The sequence below is a fragment of the Mycobacterium sp. E796 genome, from assembly GCF_001672815.1.
Taxonomy (GTDB): domain Bacteria; phylum Actinomycetota; class Actinomycetes; order Mycobacteriales; family Mycobacteriaceae; genus Mycobacterium.
Genome location: NZ_LZKK01000087.1, coordinates 1 through 748 on the forward strand (window position 1 = coordinate 1; position 748 = coordinate 748).

The 748-nt window shown below is 73.8% G+C and carries 2 protein-coding genes and 1 riboswitch; of the genes, one reads left to right on the forward strand and one right to left on the reverse strand.

All coding sequences use genetic code 11. The features are described 5' to 3' along the window. Nucleotides 1–358, reverse strand: a 358-nt coding sequence (locus A5706_RS07520; RefSeq protein WP_156767005.1) for an FAD-dependent oxidoreductase, incomplete at its 3' end; no start/stop codon positions are given. Then, nucleotides 349–459: riboswitch (TPP riboswitch) on the reverse strand. Its footprint overlaps the gene before it by 10 nt. Before the next feature lie 28 nt (nt 460–487). Between A5706_RS07520 and A5706_RS07525 the strand changes: the two genes are divergently transcribed. Continuing rightward, nucleotides 488–748: thiamine phosphate synthase (locus A5706_RS07525; RefSeq protein WP_197517777.1), on the forward strand; the 261-nt coding region annotated here is incomplete at its 3' end.

Here is a 748-nt window from a genome sequence, read left to right on the forward strand (position 1 = left end):
CCATGGCCGGCGGCAGGTCCCCCTGGCCCAGGTGCAGGATGTCGGCGCCGGCCGCGCGGGCGATGTCGGCGCGGTCGACGGCCACCACCAGCGACTCGCGGGCGGTGATCACCCCTGGCGGCCAGCCGTCGGTGAAGCCGCCCTCGCGCCACAGCCGCAGCGACTCCAGGCCCAGCCGCAGTAACCGTTCTTCGCCGGGCCAACCCTCGCTGTGCGGGGCGAGCATCCCGCCCGCCACCCACGATGCACCCGGTTCGCCGGTGTGGTGCACGACGACCGACCATCCGGCCCGCGCCGCGCGGCGCGCCACCGACAGCCCGATGACACCGCCGCCGATGACGGCCAGTGAGTCTTGCATCCTTTGCTCCCTTCGCCGGCATGACCCGGATCAGGTGTGACGGTAAGGGCGTGCGCGCCCACTCTCAGTCCCCGGTCGCCAGGACTCCCGTGCTCTTCGGGTTCCACGCTAGCGCGCTAGCGTCGCGGTGTGCACCAACCGTCCACCCGCCTCGCTGCGGCCAGGCTGTATCTGTGTACCGACGCGCGCCGCGAGCGCGGCGACCTGGCCGAGTTGGTCGACGCCGCGCTGGCCGGCGGGGTCGACATCGTCCAGCTTCGCGACAAGGGCTCGGCGGGTGAGCAGCGGTTCGGTCCGCTCGAGGCCCGCGCCGAGCTGGCCGCACTCGAGATCCTGGCCGACGCGGCCCGCCGGCACGGCGCCCTGTTCGCGGTCAACGACTGTCGCGGG